At 38.0% G+C, this 3,461-nt stretch carries 3 protein-coding genes; 1 reads left to right on the forward strand and 2 read right to left on the reverse strand.

Going from position 1 to position 3,461, the window contains the following annotated elements:
- Positions 1-63: 63 nt before the first annotated feature.
- On the forward strand, positions 64-1,410 hold the full coding sequence (gene gdhA, locus QZ565_RS08775; protein WP_295528354.1) for an NADP-specific glutamate dehydrogenase: 1,347 nt from the start codon (positions 64-66) through the stop codon (positions 1,408-1,410).
- A 93-nt stretch (positions 1,411-1,503) separates the two neighbouring features.
- Here the strand turns inward: gdhA and QZ565_RS08780 are convergent, their stop codons facing one another.
- Both QZ565_RS08780 and QZ565_RS08785 read right to left on the reverse strand, forming a co-directional pair.
- Positions 1,504-2,148: a TetR/AcrR family transcriptional regulator gene (locus QZ565_RS08780; RefSeq protein ID WP_295528357.1), complete on the reverse strand. Its 645-nt coding sequence runs from the start codon at positions 2,146-2,148 to the stop codon at positions 1,504-1,506.
- A gap of 16 nt (positions 2,149-2,164) precedes the next feature.
- Positions 2,165-3,169: an NADP-dependent oxidoreductase gene (locus QZ565_RS08785; protein WP_049499643.1), complete on the reverse strand. Its 1,005-nt coding sequence runs from the start codon at positions 3,167-3,169 to the stop codon at positions 2,165-2,167.
- Between the last annotated feature and the right edge of the window lie 292 nt (positions 3,170-3,461).

Consider the following 3,461-nt stretch of genomic DNA (forward strand, 5'->3'; position numbering starts at 1 on the left):
CCCCAAAAAAATTCTGCTATAATGGCTCATGTAATAAAATATAACAACAAAAAGGAGAACGATATGACATCTGCTAAAGAATATATCCAAAGCGTGTTTGAAACTGTAAAAGCTCGTAACGGGCACGAGGCTGAATTCCTCCAAGCTGTTGAAGAATTTTTCAACACTTTGGAACCTGTATTTGAAAAACACCCTGAGTATATCGAAGAAAATATCTTGGCACGTATTACTGAACCAGAGCGCGTGATTTCTTTCCGTGTTCCTTGGGTTGACCGTGATGGAAAAATTCAAGTAAACCGCGGCTACCGTGTTCAATTCAACTCAGCTGTTGGACCATATAAAGGCGGACTTCGTTTCCACCCAACTGTAAACCAAGGAATTTTGAAATTCCTCGGATTTGAACAAATCTTTAAAAACGTCTTGACTGGACTTCCTATCGGTGGAGGTAAAGGTGGATCAGACTTCGATCCTAAAGGTAAAACAGATGCTGAAGTGATGCGCTTCTGCCAAAGCTTCATGACTGAGTTGCAAAAACACATCGGACCATCACTAGACGTACCTGCTGGTGATATCGGTGTTGGTGGACGTGAGATTGGTTACCTTTACGGTCAATACAAACGCCTTAACCAATTTGATGCTGGTGTCTTGACTGGTAAACCTCTTGGGTTTGGTGGTAGCTTGATTCGTCCAGAAGCAACTGGTTACGGTTTGGTTTACTATACTGAAGAAATGCTTAAAGCTAACGGTAACAGCTTTGCTGGTAAGAAAGTGGTCATTTCAGGTTCTGGTAACGTTGCTCAATACGCTCTTCAAAAAGCGACTGAACTTGGTGCAACTGTTATCTCTGTATCTGACTCAAATGGTTATGTCATCGATGAAAATGGTATCGACTTCGATCTTTTGGTTGACGTTAAAGAAAAACGTCGCGCTCGTTTGACTGAGTATGCAGCTGAGAAAGCAACTGCTACTTATCATGAAGGTTCTGTATGGACTTACGCTGGAAACTATGACATCGCTCTTCCATGTGCGACTCAAAACGAAATCAACGGTGAAGCAGCTAAACGTTTGGTTGCTCAAGGTGTGATCTGTGTATCTGAAGGTGCCAACATGCCAAGCGACCTTGATGCCATCAAAGTCTACAAAGAAAACGGAATCCTTTACGGACCTGCCAAAGCTGCCAACGCTGGTGGTGTAGCCGTTTCAGCCCTTGAAATGAGCCAAAACAGTCTTCGCCTCTCATGGACTCGTGAAGAAGTTGATGGACGTCTCAAAGACATCATGACAAACATCTTCAACACAGCTAAAACAACTTCAGAAACATATGGTCTTGATAAAGACTACCTTGCAGGAGCAAACATTGCTGCCTTTGAAAATGTAGCAAACGCTATGATTGCACAAGGTATTGTTTAAGATTCATTTGCTTAATCCTCAATCGCTTCGATTGGGGATTTTTATGTTGAATCCAAAAAACTCACCATTAACAGTGAGTTTTAACATCAGAATTTATTTTACTTTCATTAGGGCAGATGACAAACATTCAACAATCTCATCAACTGCTTCATCTATGTTTATAGTTCCTTCATCATTCAACATCATGGGAATAAGATAAGAAAAACTCAATGCTAAGATGTAACGAACAATTCTTTCATTTGACCAATTTAGAATAAGTCCTTTTTCTTTAAATTGATTTAAAACAGGGCTAATTGGTTCTATTATAGATTGAACAATAATATTTCCTAACTGAATAGAAAGATTTTTATCAATAAAAGAACGCCCCAAGAGAATTTTAACATGCATTTGATTCTCCTGAATGAAAAAGAGCCTATCTCGAACAATACTTTTTAAAAAGAAGGGAAAAATTTCTTGATCTACTGTGAATTTTTTTTCTGAGAAATCCGCAATCACTTCTGGAATAACCTGCTCTAGAAAAGTAGATAAAATGGCTTCTAAAATACCTTCCTTTGTTTTAAAGTAACTAAAAACAGTTCCTTCTGACACTCCAGCACGTTCGGCAATAAGGCTGGACGTTGTATTCTCAAATCCAATTTCTGAGAATAATTTTAAGCTTGATAATAATACTCGACGTTGTTTCAAGCTCAAGTTGCTAACTTCTAACGTCTGAGCATACTTTTGTTCTAAACTTTCCATCGCTAGCACCTCTCTTCTACTCTCTTACTTTTACGACTTTTTTGCCTCGACTGTGTCCCATTTTCAGACTACGATAGGCTTCTCTAACTGACTTTAGAGAAAAGTCATACACTTGATCAATTTTCAGCTGAATCTTCCCGTCTGAAACCATTTCAGCTAAAGTGCTAAAATCATCATATGTGGAATGTCTCGGACCAGTAAACTGAGCACCTTTTATCATAACATAGGGTGAAGGTACTAATGTCCCAATAGCTGTCCCCTTCAAGCCTAAACTAAAAGCCAATCTAACATAATCAGATCCATAACAATCCAAAAATTTTGTAATAGGCGTTGGACTAGCTGATAGAAGAGCCTTCTTGATATTCTCTTCGTAACTTACTGGTATAGCACCTAAAGACTTCAGATACTCTGCATTTTTCTTACTTGCTATTCCAATCACTGTCGCCCCCTTAGCAACTGCATACTGTACTGCAATACTTCCAATACCTCCTGCTGCAGCTGAAATAACAACAGTATCTCTTGAATTTAAACCGATTCTTCTAAAAGCCCCACCCACAGTTAGAGCAGCTACTCCCATAGTAGCTGCGTGAGTCATGTCGATCATCTCTGGTTTCAATACAATTTCTGATTCATTGACACAAATTTCTGTTGCTAAAGCTCCCCTATTAGTTCCCAAACCAGGATCGCTAATCATTGTTCCAAACACCTTATCTCCTACTGAAAACCTAGTTACTTCATTTCCAACTTCTGTAATAACTCCAGAAAAATCTCTCCCCACACCTCTTGGAAATAAAGATGATTTAGATTCAAACCAACGACTTGGTTTCCTTAATTTCGTTATAAAAGATAGAAATCGAAGGGGTTTCGCTCCCTCAAAAGTTTTATAATCAATAGGATTTAAACCAACAGCATGAACTTCTACTCTCACCTGATTTACCTCCAAGGCTGTAGAGTCTATCTTCAGCAAATCCAAGACCTCTTCGTTACCGAAACGACTGTACTCTATTGCTTCAACAACCATTTTCTTTACTCCTTAATTTCACAAAAATTGAGTGAACACTCATTTTTATAAATTATACTCTTAATTTGTAAGAAAATCAATATTATCGTTTGATAACGATTTATGACATGATACAAATATCTATCATTTCGATTTACCAATATGATTCTTTCAATCTAACTCTCCTCACTTTTAAAGATTCCTTTCCCTTTTTTCCCCCTGGCACATAAAAATAAAAACCGCTAGTCCTAAGAATAGCGGTTTAATCATGTTTTTAAGCTACTAATGTAGTTGCTCTATTATTTAAGAGTAA

The organism is uncultured Streptococcus sp., assembly GCF_915066115.1.
Taxonomy (GTDB): domain Bacteria; phylum Bacillota; class Bacilli; order Lactobacillales; family Streptococcaceae; genus Streptococcus.

Bases quoted from the DNA above. Each gene is read 5' to 3' on its own strand.
- gdhA (WP_295528354.1), top strand. From the start codon at position 64: ATGACATCTGCTAAAGAATATATCCAAAGCGTGTTTGAAACTGTAAAA.
- QZ565_RS08780 (WP_295528357.1), bottom strand. From the start codon at position 2,148: ATGGAAAGTTTAGAACAAAAGTATGCTCAGACGTTAGAAGTTAGCAAC.
- QZ565_RS08785 (WP_049499643.1), bottom strand. From the start codon at position 3,169: ATGGTTGTTGAAGCAATAGAGTACAGTCGTTTCGGTAACGAAGAGGTC.